Source organism: Streptomyces sp. NBC_00009, assembly GCF_045040855.1.
GTDB classification, from domain to species: Bacteria; Actinomycetota; Actinomycetes; order Streptomycetales; family Streptomycetaceae; genus Streptomyces; species Streptomyces aureus.
In genome coordinates this window covers 525,167-544,765 of sequence record NZ_CP108312.1, presented here as the reverse complement: position 1 = coordinate 544,765, position 19,599 = coordinate 525,167, and the positions used below count along the sequence as shown (strand labels likewise).

The following is a 19,599-nucleotide window of genomic DNA, read 5'->3' as shown; positions in this document are numbered from 1 at the left end:
CTGGGACACCGCCAACTCGTCGCCCGGAAGTGGACGTTCACCTCTCGTCGCCGTCCGGGCCGACCCCGCACCGCGCCCACCATCAGGCAATTGATCCTGCGGTTGGCCCGAGAGAACAGCAGCTGGGGCCACCGCCGGATCCAGGGCGAGCTCGCGCGCCTCGGCCACCCGATCGCCCCGTCCACGGTCTGGCAGATCCTGCAGGCCGCCGGCATTGACCCGGCCCCGCAGCGCTCCGGCCCGACCTGGCGCCAGTTCCTGAAGGCCCAGGCCCACGGCATCCTCGCCGCCGACTTCCTGCACCTCGACACCATCTCGCTCCAGCGCCTGTACGCCCTGGGCTTCATCGAGCACGGCGCCCGCCGCGTCCACCTCGCCGGCTCACTGCCCACCCCACCGCCGGACCGCCCGGCAGGCCAGGAACCTCACCATGACGCTGGGGTGCCGGACAGACGCGCTGCGCTTCCTGCTTCGGGATCGGGATACGAAGTACACCCGCACCTTCGACGCCGTCTTCCAGGCCGACGACGTGGAGATCCTGCTCAGTCCGCCCCGGGCACCGAGGGCCAACGCGATCTGCGAGAGAGTCGTGGATACCCTCCGCCGCGAGATACTCGACCGGATCCTGATCTACAACGAGGCCCACGCCGTGGCAGTAATGACCGAGTACATCCGGCACTACAACCGGCACCGCCCCCACCAATCCCGGCAGCAACTAGCCCCGGACAGCCCCGAGTCACCCGCCCCGGCCACCGTGACCGACCTCCAGACCCACGGGATCCGGCGACGCTTCGTCCTTGGGGGGCTTGATTAACGAGTACCACCACGCCGCCTGATCCAACGGCATCGCCGCAGCGTGCACCACTGAATCGCATTTTCGAGCGGCACAAGGCCGAGGGCAGCGAGGAAGAGCCGGGTACGGGCCGAGGCGAGCGCCGGATCCATCCACGGAGCCGACAGCTCCCTCGCTTCCATCGCCGCCCGGTCGTCCGGCCCGGCCAGCCACTCCTCTCCCGGGAACGCCGCCCCCCAATGTTCGCGCGCCCGCTCCAGCTCTTGCCGCTCCGCGTCGAGCCGCGTCAACCGTGCGCGAACCTGCTGCTCACCAACGGCCATGTCCGCCCCGGCCTGCTCCAGTTGCCCGGAGGCCTGACGGGCTGCCCGCAGAAGTCTGTCGGTGTCAGCGGCGAGCTGCTGGCTTTCCTCGAGCACGGCACGAGGCAGCGGCACATCACCGGAGTCCCCGCCCACCCCACCCGAGATTGGGCCGAGGAATGCCTGGTCTTCCGCAGTGAACTTCACCCGGTCCGCGCCGAGCTGCCGCTCCAAGACGGCGAGTTGGTGGCGTAAGGCGAGGATCTCCGCGTGCTTGTCGCGGTCGCTCATCGGCTGTAGCCGCAATGCAGCGAACAGGTTGGTGACGGTCAGGTAGGCGAGGCGCAGCAGCACGAGTGCTTATCCTGCCGCGCTGTCGAAGACGCTCCTGAGCTGCATGGATGACATTTTCGGCAGGGGTAGACGCACCGTTCGATCGGCTGGCCGATCGCCTGGTGGAGTGGTGCCGGGTGCATCTGGAGCCGCGCTCATCGGTTAGCCCGCTTGTCGCGGCAGTCGTGTGTGGAGCCACACCCGGCTGCCGCCGGAACCGCTACTCGTTGTCGTCGACCAACCGGTCGATCACGGCTTGCACGACATCCGCGCGACGTCGGTCGTCGTGCTGGTCGCGCACGGCACGCTGGAGTGCGAGCAGGTCGCGCCATGCGTCCGCGTCCTGCTCCATGACGGAGTCGACGACGGGCGCGGAGACAAGACGCAGGCACTCGGCGAGATGGCGGCGAGTAGCCGGGGAGGGCGGGGAATCGGTGTCCGGCGTGCTGAAGCCGCTGGTGAGACAGCGGGCAGGGTCGATGAGACGCCAGCCGGTCAATGCGCCGTCGTGGACCAGCAGTTCCACGTCGGGGGCGATGCCGATCCGGGCGTCCGGCTGCCTGGCGAGCAGGTCGGGGGCGCGCAGGCACACCAACTCGGCGCCGTCCGGGGCGCAGCTGAACACGGTCGCCTGCGGTAGTTCGAACTCCGACGGCTCGTTTGCCCGCAGCCCGGCCGGCTCGCTCGGCGGCAGTGCTGCCGCACCGTGTCCTGCCTCGTAAGGAGCGGACCGGAGCGGGAGGAAGAACGTAGCGCTGCAGAGCCCCCGACTGTCCCTGTCGAACCGGAGGAAGTCGTTCTCCGACCACAGCCACTGCATGCTGCCGAAGGTGGCGGCCAACTGCTTCTCACGCTCACGCGCGTCCGCGTATCCGGCGACGATCAGTTGTTGGCCGGGAAGGTCGAAACGCGGGGTGAACCGCAACGGACGCCCCGTCGTCTCGACACTGACCGGGCCGCCGACCGAGAAACTCACCATGGTTGTCGCCTATCGGATCTGCTGGGCGGGCGGCATGGTGCCGCCCCTGGAACTCGGGACGTTCCCGTTCACGATGTCGTCGTGGGTCACCGGACTTCCGGGGTCGTCGGCCGAGCCCCCCAATGCCTTGGCGCCGGATTCTCCCTTGACCCCGGAGGGACCGTAACCCGTGATGACATCTCCCGCTCCGGCGCCTGGCCCCTTGGTGACCACGATGTCCTCGCCCTGGCGGAAGATGAGGTTGCCACGGCCGCCTTCGGAGAGGTACACGGCGTCCGGCTTCTTCAAGATCTCCAGCACACGCTCGTCGCCGAAGTGCGGATGGTAGCCGCTGTCCTTTCTCATCTTGCCTTCCGCGGCCCGTTCGATGATCTTGTCGGTGGCCTTGTTCGCCTTCTCCACCGGGCACTTCGGGGCGAGACCGAGCGGGTCGCTCCAGGTGAGCGGGTTGTGGACATAGCCACCGGGATTGGGCGACGGCGCGAGGCCCAGGGGGTCCGCGGTGAGGTAGCGGGCGGTCTCCGGGTCGTAGTGGCGGAAGTAGTTGTAGTGGAGGCCGGTCTCCGGGTCGTAGTACTGACCCGGAAAGCGCAAGGGTGTGTAGGCGGGGCTGTCGGTCGGCCAGGCGGTCGTGCCCCAGAGCGTCGAGCGGGCCCGCCAGGCGATGGTGCCCTGTTCGTCGACGAGCTCCGTCGGCGTCCCGACGAGGTCGGTGACGATGGCGAAGAAGCGGGAGTCGATCTCTTCCTGCGGAGCGTCGGCGGCGGTGATGCGTTCGTTCTGGGCGACCGGACGCTGATCGCGGTGGTCCCAGGTCAGGGTTACCGGATGTGGCAACTTCCGTGACACGGAGGTTTGTTCGCACACCGTCGTGCCGTCCCACGTGAAGGTCACGCGCTCGACGACAGTGTCGCCGTCTGCGTCGAGACGCAGCTTCGCGGTGCGACGCCCGATGGGGTCGTAGGTGTAGCGCCAGCGTGTTCCGTCCGGAGTGAGCACCGAGGTCAACCGGTCCTCCGCGTCCCACTCGTAACGCCAGGTGTCCGGGCGGCGGGAGAGCCGTGTTTTCTGGCGCAGCACGATACGTCCGAGTGCGTCGTGCTCGTAGCGGACCTGACCCGCCCGGACCAGCCGGGTGCCTGCGTACGCGCGGGGGCCGGTGGCCTCGTGGCCCGGGTGGGTTGCCGGCCAGGCTGCCTGGGTCTGATTGCCGACGGCGTCGTAGGCGTAGCTTTCCGTCCAGTCCTCGGCGGTCACGGCGGTCACCCGGCCCACCGCGTCGAGCTCGAACCGGCGCCTTCCGGACAGGCGGTCGTTCACGGCAGTGAGATGACCGTCCGCGCGGTAGGTGTAGGCGCGCTCTTGAAGCGTGCGGTCACTGCTCATGGCGGTCTGGGAGGTGAGCCTGCCGACCGGGTCGTACGCCTGCGCCAGGGTGCAGGCATCGGCGATGGTGCGCCGTACTTCTCGCGCGTCAGCGTCGTAAGTGAACGTGATCGGGCGGCCGGCGGCGATCATCTGCGCCACGTTGCCCACCGGATCGTAGGTCCAGGTCGTGGTGGCGCCGCCTGGCGTGGTCCGGCTCGTGCGGCGGCCCAGGTCGTCGTGGGTGAAGCGGAGGGTGCGACCGTCGACGGTCTCCGTGCGCACGTTGCCGTGCCGGTCCCGCAGAAGGGTCAACGTGCTGCCGTCCGGTCCGGCGGCCTGGGCGAGCTGGTCGGTCAGGTCGTAGGCGTACGTCGTGACCTGTCCCGCGGCATCCTTGCTGACGATCCGGCCCAGGCAGTCGCGCTCGTAGCGGATGGTCTGGCCCAGCATATTCGTACGCGAGGTGAGCCGGCCCCCGGCGTCGTGGGTGTAGACGATCTCTCTTCCGTCGAAGTCCCGCTCACCGACCAGCCGGCCTGCCGGATCGTAGGAGTAGCTCCAGCTCATTCCTTGGGGGTTGGTGACTTCTGTGAGCCGGAGTTCCTCGTCGTACGTGAACTCGTGACGGCCGCCATCCGGTCCCGTGCGGGCGACGAGCACGTCGAAGTGGGTGTACTCGTAGCGGGTCATGCCGCCGAGACGGTCCGTGTGGCTGGTCCGGTTGCCCTCCCCGTCATAGGTCCACGACTCGACCGTGCCGTCGGCGGCCGTACGGCGGGTCAGCAGCCCCTCGACCGTCCATTCCAGGAGTGTGGTGGCGCCGCTCGGCTCGGTGACCTCCACCGGGTTGCCGAGGGGGTCGCGGCGGTAGCAGGTCACGGCGCCGCGGGGGTCGGTTATCCGGATGGGCAGCCCGGTGCGGTCGCACTCGACCGCGCTGGAGTGGCCGAAAGGGTCGACGACCGACGTGAGGTGGCCTGCTTTGTCGTAGGTGAAGGTGGTGGTCTTCCCTGCGGAGTTGGTGAAGCCCGTGCGGTTGCCCCGCTCGTCGTAGAAGTAGCGGTGGGCCGATCCATCGGGGCCAGTGACCTTCACCGGTAGGTTGAGCGCGTTGTACTCGGCGGAAATCTCGCGGCCGTCGGCGCGCATGGCCAGGACCAGGTTGCCCTGCTCGTCGTACGCGTAGCGGGACGTGTGCCCCAGCGGATCGGTCCGGGAGAGCAGCCGCCCGCGGAGGTCACGTTCAAAGCGGGTGACGGCACCGAGCGGATCGATCTCGGCGGTGACGTGACACGCGTCGTCGATCAGGTACCGCCGGGTGTGACCCGCGCCGTTCGTGACCGTGGTGACACGATGCCCCGTGACGGGGTCCGTGTCGTCGTAGGCGAGGCGCAGCACTAGGTGGCCCTCGGCGCCGCCCTCCGCGACACAGCGGTCCTGGTCGTCGTACTCGTAGGTGTAGGAACGGTCATTGGAGTCGGTCCAGGAGGTGACCCGGCCGCGCTCGTCGTATGTGAACCGCAGTGGCAGACCGGAGGAGTTGACGACCTCGGTGAGATGGCCGTCGTCGTAGCCGTAGCGCTTGAGCTCCAGGTCGCCACCGTCGGGGGCGCCGCCGGTCAGGTGCAGGGCCGTGATGCGCCCGTCCCGTGTGGTGATCCTCAGATGGTGGCCCGAGGAGGAGACGATCGCGAGCGGGGTGCCGTCCGGGGCGTGCTCGAAGGTGATCCAGTTGCCGTTGCGGTCGTCGATCTGCTCCAGGATCGCCGCCTGCTCACCGCGATCGGCGAAGTGCCGGACTCGCCCGGTGTCCGGCTCCGTGATCGTGTAGCCGTCGTCCGTACGGTCGAGGTACAGCGGTGTGCCGTGACTGGGCAGTGTGGGGACGCCGGGCGCCGGGTGCGGGTAGGCGAGGATCCGGCCGTCGGCGTCGACGTGCACCACACCCTCGGCGTCGATCTCCAGCTGTTCGTCCACGGTCGAGGACCACGAAGGGCCGAACCAGCGGCCGAGCGTGTATCCGGACTCTACGCGCCGCGTGAACTCCAGGGGCAGGGAGCCGGGCAGGCTGATGTCGGTCTGCGGCAGGTACATCCTGCCGGTGGTCAGGTCGACCGGGTCGGTCGGATCGTGCTCGACCTTGTCCCGAGGCTTTTCCCCGCGGCCCTCCGGGCCGTCCCGGACTGTGCGCCGCGCCGCGCTCTCGGCACCTTCCTCAAGGCCTTCCTTCGCCGCCGTCTTGAGCCCGAGCCGCAGTCCGCTGCGGGCGAGTCCGGCGCCCTTGGTGCCGACGAGTTCGGGGATCATCCGGCCGAAGAATTCGGAGGGATCCTTCTTGAATCCGTCGACGGCGGCGGTGACGATGCGCTCGGGATGCGCGGCGGTGGAGACGAGCCCGGAGAGCGTCATGGAGACGTTCTGCATGTACGCGGCCGGGTGCGTGAGGTTGTAGGGGTCAGTGGGGTTGAGGCCGCGGACGAAGTTGAGCAGGCCCGCGGTGCCCTTGAGGGCGCCGCCGACGACGTGGGTGAGCTCGGTGTTGTAGGCCTGGTAGCCATCGACGATGGAATTGCCGAGCCGGTCGAGCGGCGGGGGTTCGGCGGGGGCGTGCGCGAGGGCGGCCTTGACCTTGCCCTGGGCGTCGGAAGCGGCGGTATTGCGCTGCTTGCGGGCCTCGGTGAGCGTCTCGTGGGCCTTCTTGATGTCGGCTTTGCCGGGGTCCTGGAAGGGTTCGGGGCGGGGCCCGGGGTCCTCGTTCGCCTTCAGCTTGGCGTTGTAGGCGTCGGCCTTCTTGTTGTACGCGTCGACCGCGTCGGCGGAGGCCTTCGTGCCCTTCTTATAAAGGTCGATGGCCTCCTTTGCCTTGCCCTGCGCCCACTTGACGGTGTCGGCGTACGCGTCCAGGGCGCCGGCCGCCTTGTCGCACGCGTCGGACGCCTGGGCCCACTTGGTGGGGTGGACGCCGAACTTCTTGCGGAAGGCGTCGCCGCCCTCACCTGCCCAGCCGGAGGAGTCGACCTTCTTCATGCCCGTGCTGACGTGGTCGAACGCGGTGTGGAAGTCCTTGAGGTGCTTGGCGGACTCGCGGATCTTGTCGGGCTTGCCGTGGACGAGCTCGTTGGCCTCCTCGGTCTCGCCGAGCTGCTGCTCGCCCGGCGTGGCACCGAGATCCGAGGCGACATCGTCGCCCCAGTCCTCCACCGCGTCGGCGGCGTCGTGCAGGCCGACGTAGTCCAGGCCGTCGCCGACCTTGTTCGTGGCGTAGTCGACGCCCTCGCCGACCTTCTTCTTGCCCTCGTCGATGAGGTCCTCACCGACGCTCAGGCCTTTGTTGATGCCGCCCTTGACGCCATCGACGATGTCCCCGAGTCCCATCAGCCCTCACCCCCGCCCTGAGCGCCCTGTTGCTGTTCGGCGGCCTTGGCGCGGGCCTCGGGGGAGGGGCCGAAGGTGTCGTCGAGCCACTTGTTGTACTCAGCGTCGGAGACCCCGGCAGCGTTGTGCATGTTCTCGGGATTGAGGCCCAATGGGCCCGCAGTATGGGACGTCGCGATGTCGCGGCCGGCGTCCTTCCAGCCCTGCGTGCTGTTGGCCATGGCCTGGTCGAAGGACTCCTTGCTGTAGTCGGGGGCGGAGAGCACGCCCGACGTGGCGATGTCGCCCCAGCCCTGCTGGGTGACCTCCTCCTCGGTGGCGTAAGGGTTTCCGATCGCGGCGTTCGTGACGACCTTGAACGATCCTTCGACGTACTGCTCGGTCTCGTAGTACGTGCCGGCGGACAGGCCAGTCTTCACCGCGAAGGCGTTGCCCTCGTTCACCAGCGAGCGCACGCCCCATTCCCAGCGCTCGCAGAAGCTCTTGAACTCGCCCGTCAGCCCCTCGTGCCCCAACTCCAGGCCGGACAGGGCGATGTCGCCGAAACCGCGCCCGGCCCCGGCCATGCCGACCATGCCCAGTTCCTTCAGCTCGGCCAGGGCCTCGGTCAGCCCTTTGGCGATCAGGTCCAGGCCACCGGCCTTGAGGTCCTTGCCACCGCCACCACCGCCCGTCATGCACTGTCCCCCTCATCCGCCTGGTCCTCGTCACGGTCGACCGCCGCCTTGTCCGGCACGATGCCCCGCACCGGCGGGAACACCATCCCGTCCGGCCCGTCCGCACAGTCCAGGGCCACCCCGCAGGGCACTCCGGCCGCCGGCACCGCGACATCGAGCAGTTTCGCGCCCAGGACCGTCCGGTAGGTCCACTCGCGGCTGTACTCGTGGCGCGCCTGCGTATACCGGGCCAGCGCCTGTTCGTCGGAGAACGCCAGGATGAACCGGGTGCCGTTGAAGTCGGCGGTCAGCAGGCCGCGCTCCTCGGCAGGGCCGGGCCCGTCGCCCAGCGGCACCAGCACAGCCGTCCGCCGGAACTCGCCCAGCAGCTCGGCGAACGCCCTTCTGCGCCCAGCAGCTTCAGGATTCTGGGCGAGCGGCACCTGGCGATCCGGCTGCATTTTGGGCTGGACGCTCAGGGGCGGCTCCGAATGATCCTGCGAAGGTGTCGCTGGCGCGTCAGGAGTCGGCGACTCGTCCATCTCTGCGTAATCGGCGATACGCGATCTCGGTATACGTGGCGGCTCCCCCGCCGCACCCCCGTGCTCAGACATGCCGACCATCATCACAACTGCACGTTGCGCACCGCAACGTGCCTGCGTCACACCCATGTCACAGGCGTGCGTCGGCCTGCCGGGGCTTCCGAGGTGGTGTCAGGTTTCGGCTACCTCACGACTTAGAGGATGTCTTGCACCGCATTCGCATAGTTCAGACTGATATCTGCTTAAGGTTGGACGGGACTGTTGGGGCTGTTGCGTTCTGTGATGCAGAAGCGGTGATCGCATGGGCGTCTCGGTCTGGCTGCTCCTGTTTCATCTCAAGGCGTTGTGTTGTGCGCCCTGCGCTTCGAGCGCCGGTGACCGCGCCTGGGCCCGCCGGGTCGTGGGTGGGTAGCTCCAGATCGTGCCCGAACGTCGCCATTATCCCAGCGATCTGTCCGATGCCCGGTGGGAGTTGGTCAAGCCGGCCCTGACCGCCTGGCGGGCCGAACGCCGCGGCCGCGGACTGGAGATCGGCCGCCCACCGGACCACGACCTGCGCAGCGTCCTGGGCGCGGTCCTCTGCGTGAATCGGACCGGGATCCCCTGGCGCTATCTGCCGCACGACTACCCGCACTTCTGTGGAATTAGATTTGTCAAGAACCTCCCGTCTAGCCCTGCCGAACGTCGACGATCGGCAGCAACGTTGCAGTCGCGGGAACACCGATCTGGCGAGGTGTCGGCCCGGCGGGGGTGGGGACGTCGGTGAGTCGATCCAAGAGTTGGTCCAGGGTGGCTTGTCCGTCGTCGACCGCAGCGCGTTCGTTGTCCTTCAGCGGGATGCTGGCCAGCACTTGGCACCGGCCCGTCATGGACCACCGCCGCAGTGGATTCGCCACCTGGATGACGCGGTCGTGCAGGGGAACGTGCCGGCAGAGCGGGCCCCCGGTGGTAAGCCAGGCGCGGCACCTGTTCCTGCGTCATCGCGTGTTGCTCGCCGCGTCATGATGCTCCGTCACCACTGAAATCGAGACTGAGCCCGCGTGGCGGGGAAAGCCGCGTCCAGCCCCGTGTCCTGACCTGCGGGCCGCCGGATGGGGCGCAGGTGCGTCGTAGGGTTCGAAACATTCGCTGCTGGCGGCATACGTGTGGTGGCGACTTGCAAGGGACGGCGAGATGCTAATTCCCGTTCGACAGCCTTGGTCTGGGGCAGGAGAATTGGTGGCGAGCGGTGTGCGCTTACGGCCCGTAGCAAAGTTGATCCTCCGTTAATAGCATCCGAACTGCTCACTGAGGGCGCGTAGTTCTGCGTATTTTGCGACACGCCCTGTCAGTAGTCCGCCAACGGCGCGCTGCGGGGTTCGAGAGCTTGAGTGGGGAGTGACAGCGCCGCTGGGGGTCAAGGGGTCGCAGGTTCAAATCCTGTCGTCCCGACTGTTCGAACGTATCGAACGTCGCAGGTGAAGGGCCGTTTTCGAACGGCCCTTTTTCTGTTCCCGGGGCCCGCTCCCTGGGAGCAATGGGAGGGAGCACGCTCCCTCCCAGTCCCCTTAACGAATTGCTCCCACTCGGGCCGCTGGCCACATATTCGATTTCTTGCCCGCGCGTTCACATTCGTGCCCGTTTTATGACCGCTGGCTCGCCGTCGTTCGGGGGGCCTTATGGGTATGGGCTTGCGCTCTTCTTGCAGGTCACGCTCGCTCCCGCTGGGAGCGGGGCTGGGAGCGGCGTCCCCATAATCGGAACCAGCGGTATGGGGCCATGCGAAATCTTGGCCCCATGTCCGATTTCGGGGACCCCATATGCCGGATTCCTGTCCGGGCCGTTGTGCGCGGCATCGAGAAGTTGAACGCGGGTGGGGGTGGTTCGGAGATGTGAGAGTGGGCTGGGAGCGGTTGGCCGGAGGAAGAGGGGTGTTGGGGGAGGTTCCGCGCGATAGGCGGAAAGTTGTGGCCTGTCCGGCGGGCCGACGAGGGCGCGGTGTGCGGTGCTGGGCCCGGGGTGATGTGGTCGTGGCGGTGACCCACGGCACCCACGACACTTTCACGCAGGAGGTGGTGGGCGCCCTGATGTCCGGTGGCGATCCGATGGCGTGATGAAATGCGCCCTGCGTGAGAATCGCCGTGGCATCGAGTTCCAGTTCAACCAGAAGGCAGCCCTCGCCGAAGCAGGCATGTAGCTGACCCTGCTGTGGAAGCGCGGTGACACCCTCGCCGCAGCCCTGGACCGGCTGGCGGCCCTCGCCTCGGATGCCACGTGGAGTTCGAGGAGCCTGGCCCGGACCGGCGGAGGATCCAGCGGTCCAGGCCTTCGAACTGCTCGAGCATGTCGTCACGTTGGGCGCGTCCGGCCCTCCGCTACTGGTCCGCACCGTGCCCAGCTCCCCTGCCGGTGGGGCGACCGGGCGCGACCCTGCAGGCACACGGCAGCCGCCGCGTGCCCCTCGTGTTCGGTGTGGTGCCTCGCAGCCGGACGACACCGCCGACCGCATCGGCCCCAGGGTGTAAATCCGTGGGCCGATGCCCGCGCGAGTGATCAATCGATGGGCCGATGCTGCGCGGGAGGGGCGCGTGACAGCGTTCCCCTGTGCCCACGGACTGGCCGTCGCGGCACGGTTGACGATCCGTCACCACAGGAGGACCCATGACCACCACGCCGTTCATCAACCGGAAGAGCATGACGCGCCGCCGCATGCTGGGAGCCGCGCTGGCAGCCGGGGCTGCTGTTCCGCTTGCCGCCGTCACCGGCCCCGCGTGGGCGGACCCGGCCGCGGCCGCCCCCGCCTCGACGCGGCTCATGCTGCCCGTGCCGACCGGGCCGCACCCGGTGGGCACGGTCCAGCTGCACCTCGTCGACCGGTCGCGTCCGGACGGCATCGCGGGCCCCGGGCACTTCCGCGAGCTGATGGCCACCGTCTGGTACCCCGCCCGGGACGTCGAGCGGTACCAGGTGGCGCCCTGGATGCCGGCCGGCGCACTTCAGGCGTTCCTTGCCGACGCGGGGTTCAGCGATCTGGCCCCCCTGGGGCCGCTCACTGCCGGCCACGTGGGCGCTCCGGTCCGGCGGTCGGACCGGCGGCTGCCCGTCGTCGTGTTCTCGCACGGCGCGCACAGCCACCAGGGCGACCACACCGTCATGGTCCAGGAGCTCGCCAGCCACGGATACGCAGCTGTGACGGTGGCTCACCAGTACGACACGTACACCGAGTTCCCCGACGGTCGGGTCGCCGTCCCGCTCCACGACAGGCAGGCACCGACGCTGCCCGGGGACTTCGCCGCTGACCTGCGCTTCGTCCTCGACTGCGTCGAGCAGCTCGCCGCCGGGCGCAATCCGGACGTCGACCAGAGGAAGCTGCCGGCCGGGCTGCTCGGCTCCCTCGACCCGCGGCGCATGGGCGCGTTCGGCTGGTCGAAGGGCGGGACGGCCACCGCCTGCGCCACGCTCGCGGACGAGCGCATCCGGGCCGGGCTGAGCCTCGACGGCCCGATGCAGATGAACCCGCCACTGGCCGGCTACCTGGACCGGCCGTTCATGATGATGTCCGCCGTCTTCACCCGGGCCACGGATCCCGAGGCCGCCGCATTCTGGTCGCACCTGCGGGGCTGGCGGCTGAACATCCAGGCCCAGGGCGCCGTCCACGTCTCGTACGGTGACAACGAGGCGCTGTTCCCACAGGTGGCAAAGCTGTACGGATGGAGCGGGCAGCAGCTCCAGGACGTGATCGGCACCCTCGATCCCGATCAGGCGGTGAAGGTCCAGCAGGCGTACCCGCTCGCGTTCTTCGACGAGCACCTGCGCCACCGTCGGGGGCACCTGCTCGACGGTCCGTCCCCAGCCTTCCCGGCAGTGACGTTCCTCCCCTGAGTACCCGGGACCGCAGCACCGCGGCCCCTCGCAGGCGCTTGAGGGAGCAGGACGACTGGGCCGAGTTCTACCCGAACCGCCTCGGTTTGAGCGCGCCGTGGGACGGCTCGTACGACACGTAGGGATCCGCAGTCAAAGTCGTTTGGCAAACGGCCAAGATCACCTGTCACAGGACACCGGCCCCTCCCCACCAACGATTCCCGCGTTGCCATGAACGCCGCGCCGCCCCTCGTGCGGGGGAATCCCGCGCCCGCTCATCCCTGTAGCTACTTGTGCCGCTCGAAAATACGAATTGCTGCGGTGAGCTGTGGTGATGGGGTCCGGTCAGGCGGCGCGGTGGTACTCGTTGATCAGGCCGCCCAGGACGTGTCGTCGTCGGATCCGGTGCGCCTGGAGGTCGGTGACGGTGGCCGCCTTGGCGGTTCGTGTCTGGCTGGGGGTAGCTGCGCCTGGGATTGGTGGGGCGGTGCCCGTTGTAGTGCTGGATGTAGTCGGTGAGCACTGCTTGGGCGTGGGCTTCGTTATAGATCAGCATGTGGTCGAGGGCCTTGGGGCGCAGGGTACCTACGACTCTCTCGCAGATTGCGTTCGCTTTGGGCGCCTGGGGTGGGCTGAGCAGGATCTCCACGTTGTCGGCCTCGAAGACGGCGTCGAAGGTGCGGGTGTACTTGCTGTCCCGGTCCCGGGGGAGGAAGCGCAGCGAGTCCAATCGGCGCCCCTGCGTCATGGCAGGGTTCCTGGCCTGCTGGACGGTCCGCGCGGTGGTGGGGTGGGCGGTGACGCCGGCGAGGTGGACGCGGCGGGTGCTGTGTTCGATGAAGATCAGGGCGTATAGGCGCTTGAGCGAGATGGTGTCCAGGTGCAGGAAGTCGGCGGCGATGGTGCCGTGGGCCTGGGCGGTCAGGAACTGCCGCCAGGTCGGGCCGGAGCGCTGCGGGGCGGGGTTGATGCCGGCTGCGTGGAGGATCTCCCAGAGTGTGGACGGGGCGATCGGGTAGCCGAGACGGGCGAGTTCGCCCTGTATCCGGCGGTGTCCCCAGCTGCTGTTCTCTCGGGCCAGGCGCAGGTTGAGTTGCTTGACGGTGGGTGTGGTGGACGGTCTGCCGGGGCGGCTTCTCGGTGCGAACGCCCATTTCCTGGCGATGAGTTCACGGTGCCAGCGCAGCAGTGTGGTGGGGGTGACCTCGAAGACCTGGAGCCAGCGGTTGTGAGGGATCAGCCGCGAGAGTGCGGCGAGCCAGACTCGGTCGGTGGGCTCGTAGCGGACCCGGGCGATCTGGCGGCGCAGCACGGCGTTCTCGTGTCGCAACGCCAACACCTCCGCGTCCTTGGCCACGCGGCTGCGGAGCACGGCAGCGGGCACGGTGATCAGATTCCGGACCAGCGTGGTGACGATCGACAGCAGCATCGAAGGATCATCCCAGGCGCCGCGGAGGCCGTTGCCGCGCGCGGAGAAGCAGCAGGCCAGACCCGGAATCGTATTTCCGAGCGGGACACTGCGGGTGCCGACAAATCATCCGCCCAGGTGAAGGCATTGATCGCCGATCTTGGGCCGTATTCGCCGCCCGCCCCGCTGTCTTCACCTGTACACGGCAGGACGGCAGGATGACGTGTCATGCTGCTGCGCCTGGCCTACCTCACCGCGACGGCCACCGTCGCGCTCCTGCGCCTGGTGCCTATGAGTGACCGGGAGAAGGACATCGAAATACTGGCGCTGCGGCACCAGTTGCTGGTCCTGCAGCGCCAGGTCGGCAAGCCCGCGTTCGACGACGCCGACCGCGTCGTCCTCGCTGGCCTGCTCCACCGCCTCCCGGGGGAGAAGTTGCGGCATGTCCTGCTGCTGGTGCGCCCGGACACGCTTTTGCGCTGGCACCGTAATCTGCTCAAACGGCGCCACGCCGCGACCTGCGTGCCGAGGCGACGCGGTCGCCCGCCGACCATCCGTTCGATCCGCGCCCTCGTCCTGCGCATGGCCCGCGAAAACAGCTCGTGGGGGTACCGCCGGATCCATGGTGAACTCGCGGCGCTGGGTATCAAGGTCGCCGCCTCCACCGTTTGGGAGATCCTTCGTGAGCACGGCATCCCTCCCGACTCGGAGAGGGAAGGCACGTCCTGAGCCGACTTCCTGCGCAGCCAGGCCGACGCGCTGCTGGCCTGCGACTTCTTCGAGGCCCGCATCCTGGCCGGGGCGCGGTTGTACGTCTTTGCAGTGATCGAGCACTCCACCCGCCGTATCCGGGTTCTCGGCGCCACCGCGCACAGTGGGTGGTGCAGCTCGGGCGTAACCTCGTTATGGACCTGGAGGATGCGAGGAGCGGGGCCAGGTTCCTGATCCGTGACCGTGACTCGAAGTTCACGCAGGATTCGACGGGGTGCTGGCCGACGCCGGGCTGAAGGTCGTCACCAGCGGTATCCGGATGCCGCGGATGGACTCCGTCATGGAGCGCTGGATACAAACCTGCCGGCGCGAGCTGCTGGACCGCACGTTGATCTGGAACCACAGCCACCTGCTCCACGCGCTGCGCGAGTTCGAGTCCTTCTACAACGGGCACCGGCCACACCGGGCCTTGGATCAGGCCTCCCCGCTCCGCTCACTACCCGAACGGACTATCGAACCAGGGGGGATCGAGAACCTACAGGTCTATCGACGAGAGTGACTCGGCGGAACGCTGCATCAGTACCAACGTGCGGCTTGACCAGGCCGGATGATTAATCGGCACCCGCAGTGTCGGGGCCTGTTTCGCTGGTGTGGCCCGCTCTTCCTCATCACCCAAGGAGTGATCATGGGCGCTGCAGGTGAGTCCGGTCGTGCCCAGCAGATGCGTGCCAAGGCGCAGGACCTGGAACAGGCCGCGGAACGCGCCACTGACCCGCAGGAGCGTCAGCGTCTGAAGGACAAGGCCCGCCAGTTCAAGGAGCAGAGCGAGCATGCAGGCGGTACGGGCAAGCCGGACATCGACCCGACGATGTAGTTCCGGTAGTCCCGGTAGTTCCGGGTACAGACGCCGGCCGGTGGCCGGCCCTCCGTGGCTTTCTGGCATGCGGGAGGCCCCCGGCCGGTCGCTGCTGTCTCCGCTCAGTCGCCCGCGGCCCGGCAGCGGTCCTCATGCGGTTCGCCCCCGGCGGCTGGGCCCTGACCAGCCGCCGGATGACACCCGAAAGTCCTGTCGTTCGTGACTGACCTGACAGATGGCTGGCATGGGGCATGGTGGGCCTCCAGGCCCCCTGGCAGACAGACTCCAGCCCAGGACGCACCCCGACGGCCGGCACGCGCAAGAGCGCCCGCGATCGCCGACGGACGGGGAACGCTCCACCTCACCTGTGATGACATCGCGTGATCTGGTGGTTGAGGTGCGGTAGCCGCTGGGCTGCCAGGACACTGGGACATGCGCGGGCAGCGGAGATGACGAAGTCGCACGCGGCTACGCACTGGATGAGGACGCGCAAACTGCCTGAGCCGCTGCTTAGTTGAGGGGCAGACCAGACGAAACGGCCGGTCATCTCCGGCGCGGAGCGAGCAGAGCACGTACGCCGTGGCTGGCGAGGATCAAGCCGTCGTGGTGGCCGAGGTCGATGGCGAGTGCCAGTTCTTCGTCGGTGGGCCAGTTGGCTGCCAGAAGGCCCAGTTGCACCTGATGACTGACGTACACATCGGGAAGTGTATGGACCATCCGCTCCGCCGATGTGAAGACGGGAACGGTGCGGGGCTGTGGTGGATTATCGATCACGGGGAGGCTCAGCCGGCCTTCTTCCGGTGTGTTGTCGGCGGCGGTGAAGTCGGCCGGCTCGGGAACCAGAATGTCGCAGCCGGCGAGTGCGTCCAGGGCCGCCTGGTCGTCAGGCGCGGTGTTGAGGTCGCGCAGCGCGTCCTGGGCGGCCGCCACAAACAATTCCTTGGGGATGTCGTCGTCGCGCATCGCTCCGTCCCCTCGTGGCTCCGGTGGAACCGCCCGGTGCGGGATGGCCGGGCGGGGGCTTTCCCTCACGTTGACCGGTACCCGGGGGTGATCCGGCCATTCGATATCTCGGGGCACGGCATTATGCGGGCGGATGCGGATGCGGATGCGGATTACGGGGGGTGCGGGGCCTGTGGGCAGGCATCACTGCCGACTGTGGGGGAACGGGGAAAGCGTAAGCCGATCACCCGCGAAGCCGAGCGGGCACCTTGGGAACCCGAGAGCGTCGACCGCGCGGTCCAGGTGATACGCCACTGGCCGACGCCCAGAGAGGTCGCATCATGAGCGGCAAACACTCCTCACAGGCGGAGGAGCCCGTGCCTCGTTCGCCTTCCGGACTCATCGGCAAACCCGCACCCCGGACCGGCACCGAACCGAGCACCGCGCAGAGCGCTCTTCGCCTGCGCCTCGTGCTGGCAGCCGCCTTCTTGCCGCTGCTCATCGCGGCGGCCGTCGTCTCCGCCGTGTGGGCCGCGACCGCTGGCCCCGGCGATGCACTCAGCCGAGCTGTCGTGGCGACACTTGCCGCCGTCTGCGCCGCGCTCGCCGTGTCGGCGGCGCTGGACCTGCTGGCCGTTGCCCGCCGCCTGAAGCGGGAACGCGGCAGAACGCCGCGACAGAAGCCGCCGCCGACGGCAGGCAGCGGGTGAGGCGTCAGGCCGACCGGACAGGAGACTTGAAACCGCGTGTCGACGCGGGTGAGAACGCTGGTGGAGATCGAGGACGTGACCAGTGGTGTGTGGGGGCGGATCGTGCAGACGACTGTACGCAACGTAGTCGGCGGCTCGGTGCCCGATCAGGTGCTCACCGATACGGACGGGTGCTTACCGACCGTGCCCGCCTCGCGCCCTCTGGCCCGAGCGCGCGAGGCGGGGACACCGTGTGAGCGGCGGACCGCCAAGGCTCCTGCGGAAGCCTCTGTGTGAAGCGGCACGCAGAGTCCGACGGCATCAACACGGCCTGAGGTGGCAGCGATGAGTGAGCGGATTCCGGCGACGATGCGGGGCTGGGTGGCCGACGGCGGTGGGGAACTTGCCCTGACCGAATTGCCCGTTCCGGTTCCGGCCGCGGACGAACTGCTGGTCCGGGTGAAGATGTGCGGGGTGTGCCGGACGGATCTCCACGTGCGGGACGGCGACCTGACACCGCACCGGGAGAGGGTGGTGCCCGGCCACCAGGCGGTCGGAGAAGTCGTCGCGGCGGGCCCTCAAGTCGGTGCGCCCGTGATGGGGTCGCGCGTCGGTATTGCCTGGCTACGGCGAACCTGCGGAACCTGCCGCTTCTGCGTGCGGGATCAGGAAAACCTGTGCCCGTCATCCCGATACACCGGGTGGGACTCGCACGGTGGGTACGCCGAGTACGCCACCGTACCCGCGGCCTACGCCTACCAACTGCCCACCGGCTACAGCGACGAGGAGCTTGCGCCGCTGCTGTGCGCCGGCATCATCGGCTACCGGGCCCTGCGCCGCGCCGACCTGCCCCAAGGCGGCCGCCTCGGCATCTACGGCTTCGGCGCCTCCGCCCACCTCACGCTGCAGGTCGCCGTGGGCCTGGGCGCCGAAGTCCACGTCCTCACCCGCTCCCCGGACGCGCAGGCCCTCGCCCGCGAACTCGGCGCCGCCTCGGCCGGTGACGCCGCCACAGGGCCGCCCGCGCCGCTGGACGCCGCGATCCTCTTCGCACCGGTGGGCGACCTGGTGCCCACGGCCCTTGAGGCACTGGACTCGGGCGGCACACTCGCCGTCGCCGGGATCCACCTTTCCGACATCCCGCCCCTCCGCTATCAGCGCCACCTCTTCCGCGAACGCGGCGTGCGCTCCGTCACAGCCAACACCCGCCAGGACGGCCGGGAGTTCCTCGCCATTGCCGCCTCACAGCGGCTCCACGCCACGGTGGTGCACTACGACTTCGCACATGCGGACCAGGCGCTGGACGACCTCGCCGCGGACCGGATCAACGGAGTGGCCGTACTCCGTTGGCCGACGTGACGGCCCGCCTACGCGGGGTGCCCACCCACGAGTGTCCAAGGCATCGTTGAGCCGGTACAGCACGGTGGTGATGTGTGCCGACTTCTCTTGAGGTTGTTGAAAGCCTCGGTACAGGCGTGGATGCAGCGTGGGCGGTCGGCCTGTCCTCATTGCGTTTCCTCAGGTACTGGTAGCGGTTGGCGCCAAGGAGTAGATGTGTCGATCTTCGGCGCAGCCCCGCGCATCGATTCCGCTGTGGCCTCGGCTTCTGGTTCGGTCCGTACGGAGACGGCGAGGAGGCAGAAAGGCGCGGAGGGCCAGAGTTCGACGCACACCACGGGGCCGCGAGGCCTCACGGCCACGAAATCCTCCCCGCCCTGATGGCCCCGCGTGCCGAGGCAGACGGCTCCGGGGATGCAAGTGCCACGCCGGGGGGTGCCGCGTAGCGGCCGCCACCAAGCGGGTTCGAGCGTGACCCTGCGCACTGCCGACAGAGGCACACGCACGTTGCCCCGCCGCGCGGCGATCTTTTCCCATCACGTCAGGCGGACGACCAGTTGATCATCGGCGACGCGTATGCGCGCCATCGTCACACCTCTCGTCCGTCCCCGCCTGTGCTTCTCTCGTCCGTCCCCGCCTGTGCCCTTCGGCCGTGTCAGTTGTGCCGGCGCTTGAGGGAGTCCCGTGCGCCGCGCGCACGGTCGTGGATCTCGCGCATGGCCTTCTTGGCATCGCCCTTGACCTGGTTGCCCTTACCCTCGACCTCCTTGCGGCGATCGCCAGTGATCTTGCCCGTCATCTCCTTGGCCTTGCCTTTGATCTTGTCCATGCCGCCCCTGCCGGTCATGACGACACCTTCCTCCTGCGCAATTCCTGCGTCTCCAGCGCACGCCGACCCTCACCTGAGTGCTCGCGGCCGGCTGTGATCGTCTGGTCCTGCGCGGGGATGACTGGGCAGTTCGCTGTCCCTCTCGCCGATGTCGGGGCGTTCCGCCCCGTCGTGGTTCCGCTCGGGTCGAGGCCCGGTGACTTCCACGTAGGCGGCACGCAACAGGCGGTCACCGAGCCGGTATCCGGGGGAGAGGATCTGGGTACAGCTGAGCCGGTCGGCGTCCGGGGAGACGTGATGGGTCACGGCCTCGTGGCACGCGGGGTCGAACTCGTCTCCCTCCTCTCCGAACGACTGAAGGCCCAGCGAACCGAGTTGAGTGCGCAGGAGGTCGGTGACTGCCTTGAGGCCCGGTGTCGTCGACTCGTACTCGTACGCGCGATCCACAGAGTCCAGCACGGGCAGCAGGGCGCGCAGCACGTTGGCAACGGCGACCTCGCGCACGGCCATGCGGTCGCGCCGCACCTGCTTGCGGTAGTTGTCGTACTCGGCCTTCACCCGCTGCAGGTCGGCGGTGCGCTCCTCGAGCAGTCGCCTCAGCGAGGGGTCGGTGAGCTGCAGCTGTTCCTTCTCCATGG

The 19,599-nt window shown here is 68.5% G+C and carries 14 protein-coding genes and 2 pseudogenes; 7 read left to right on the top strand and 9 right to left on the bottom strand.

Going from position 1 to position 19,599, the window contains the following annotated elements:
* Nucleotides 1-430 precede the first annotated feature (430 nt).
* Entirely contained in the window at nucleotides 431-814 is a 384-nt protein-coding gene (locus tag OHA58_RS02495; protein ID WP_405475891.1) for an integrase core domain-containing protein, read from the top strand.
* Here OHA58_RS02495 and OHA58_RS02490 read toward each other — a convergent pair.
* The 5 genes from OHA58_RS02490 to OHA58_RS02470 form a co-directional block, all read right to left on the bottom strand.
* Nucleotides 811-1,449, bottom strand: a complete 639-nt coding sequence (locus OHA58_RS02490) for a hypothetical protein (RefSeq protein ID WP_405475889.1) — start codon at nucleotides 1,447-1,449, stop codon at nucleotides 811-813. The two genes, OHA58_RS02495 and OHA58_RS02490, sit on opposite strands and share 4 nt — an antisense overlap.
* Before the next feature lie 199 nt (nucleotides 1,450-1,648).
* The gene (locus OHA58_RS02485) at nucleotides 1,649-2,407 is read right to left on the bottom strand and encodes a hypothetical protein (protein WP_405475887.1); all 759 of its coding nucleotides are present in this window, start codon (nucleotides 2,405-2,407) and stop codon (nucleotides 1,649-1,651) included.
* Between the two features lie 9 nt (nucleotides 2,408-2,416).
* A complete protein-coding gene (locus OHA58_RS02480; protein WP_405475884.1) occupies nucleotides 2,417-7,150 on the bottom strand; it encodes a putative T7SS-secreted protein in 4,734 nt (1,577 codons plus the stop codon).
* On the bottom strand, nucleotides 7,150-7,827 hold the full coding sequence (locus tag OHA58_RS02475) for a hypothetical protein (protein WP_405475882.1): 678 nt from the start codon (nucleotides 7,825-7,827) through the stop codon (nucleotides 7,150-7,152). The genes OHA58_RS02480 and OHA58_RS02475 overlap by 1 nt, the downstream gene beginning before the upstream one ends.
* A complete protein-coding gene (locus OHA58_RS02470) occupies nucleotides 7,824-8,267 on the bottom strand; it encodes a hypothetical protein (RefSeq protein WP_405475880.1) in 444 nt (147 codons plus the stop codon). Before OHA58_RS02470 ends, OHA58_RS02475 begins: the two co-directional genes overlap by 4 nt.
* Nucleotides 8,268-8,769: 502 nt before the next feature.
* On the opposite strand from OHA58_RS02470, the pseudogene OHA58_RS02465 reads away from it, so the two are divergent.
* Nucleotides 8,770-8,979: pseudogene (locus tag OHA58_RS02465) on the top strand (transposase); the annotation flags it as partial.
* A 2,009-nt stretch (nucleotides 8,980-10,988) separates the two neighbouring features.
* Nucleotides 10,989-12,209 (top strand): alpha/beta hydrolase family protein, encoded by a 1,221-nt coding sequence (locus tag OHA58_RS02460; RefSeq protein ID WP_405475877.1) that lies wholly within the window; start codon nucleotides 10,989-10,991, stop codon nucleotides 12,207-12,209.
* Nucleotides 12,210-12,375: 166 nt separating this feature from the next.
* On the opposite strand, the gene OHA58_RS02455 is transcribed toward OHA58_RS02460, so the two are convergent.
* A complete protein-coding gene (locus tag OHA58_RS02455) occupies nucleotides 12,376-13,617 on the bottom strand; it encodes an integrase core domain-containing protein (protein ID WP_405475874.1) in 1,242 nt (413 codons plus the stop codon).
* Between the two features lie 207 nt (nucleotides 13,618-13,824).
* Between OHA58_RS02455 and OHA58_RS02450 the strand changes: the two are divergent.
* Both OHA58_RS02450 and OHA58_RS02445 read left to right on the top strand, forming a co-directional pair.
* Nucleotides 13,825-14,866 (top strand): annotated as a pseudogene (locus OHA58_RS02450) (integrase core domain-containing protein).
* Nucleotides 14,867-14,992: 126 nt separating this feature from the next.
* Nucleotides 14,993-15,181 carry a DUF6381 family protein gene (locus OHA58_RS02445; protein ID WP_405475871.1) on the top strand — a complete coding sequence of 63 codons (189 nt, stop codon included), beginning with the start codon at nucleotides 14,993-14,995 and terminating at the stop codon, nucleotides 15,179-15,181.
* Between the two features lie 525 nt (nucleotides 15,182-15,706).
* Here OHA58_RS02445 and OHA58_RS02440 read toward each other — a convergent pair.
* Complete coding sequence (locus OHA58_RS02440; RefSeq protein WP_405475868.1) at nucleotides 15,707-16,126, bottom strand: SseB family protein; 420 nt, start codon at nucleotides 16,124-16,126, stop codon at nucleotides 15,707-15,709.
* Between the two features lie 356 nt (nucleotides 16,127-16,482).
* Here OHA58_RS02440 and OHA58_RS02435 point away from each other — a divergent pair, with 356 nt between their 5' ends.
* Entirely contained in the window at nucleotides 16,483-16,815 is a 333-nt protein-coding gene (locus OHA58_RS02435; protein WP_405475865.1) for a DUF6343 family protein, read from the top strand.
* A gap of 324 nt (nucleotides 16,816-17,139) precedes the next feature.
* Entirely contained in the window at nucleotides 17,140-18,153 is a 1,014-nt protein-coding gene (locus OHA58_RS02430; RefSeq protein ID WP_405475863.1) for a zinc-binding alcohol dehydrogenase family protein, read from the top strand.
* A gap of 634 nt (nucleotides 18,154-18,787) precedes the next feature.
* Here the strand turns inward: OHA58_RS02430 and OHA58_RS02425 are convergent.
* The gene (locus OHA58_RS02425; RefSeq protein ID WP_405475861.1) at nucleotides 18,788-18,979 is read right to left on the bottom strand and encodes a CsbD family protein; all 192 of its coding nucleotides are present in this window, start codon (nucleotides 18,977-18,979) and stop codon (nucleotides 18,788-18,790) included.
* 51 nt (nucleotides 18,980-19,030) lie between these two features.
* Nucleotides 19,031-19,597 carry a nucleotide exchange factor GrpE gene (gene grpE, locus OHA58_RS02420; protein WP_405475858.1) on the bottom strand — a complete coding sequence of 189 codons (567 nt, stop codon included), beginning with the start codon at nucleotides 19,595-19,597 and terminating at the stop codon, nucleotides 19,031-19,033.
* Between the last annotated feature and the right edge of the window lie 2 nt (nucleotides 19,598-19,599).